Origin of the sequence: Desulfobulbus rhabdoformis (genome assembly GCF_016919065.1) — a bacterium.
Classification (GTDB): Bacteria; Desulfobacterota; Desulfobulbia; order Desulfobulbales; family Desulfobulbaceae; genus Desulfobulbus; species Desulfobulbus rhabdoformis.
The window spans coordinates 1-209 of sequence record NZ_JAFFQA010000213.1 but is presented as its reverse complement, the minus strand read 5'-3'; the positions used below and the strand labels follow the sequence as shown (position 1 = coordinate 209).

Below are 209 nucleotides of genomic sequence, written 5' to 3'. Positions count from 1 at the left end.
GCTGCCTTGGCTTTACCTCAAAGGGATATCTACCGGTGATTTTCAGGAAGCTCTTCAGGCTCTTCTTGGCAAGGATGCCTCCGGGCTTTCGTCCACTACGATCAGCCGTTGCAAGCGTCTTTGGGAAGCAGAGCATGAGCAGTGGAGTCAACGCAGATTTGAGAACAAGCGCTATGTGTATATCTGGGCCGATGGCGTGTATTTTAATA

General features: G+C 50.2%; 1 protein-coding gene. It reads left to right on the top strand.

The features are described from left to right. Positions 1-209, top strand: a 209-nt coding sequence (locus JWJ90_RS23090) for a transposase (protein WP_205229543.1), incomplete at both ends; no start/stop codon positions are given.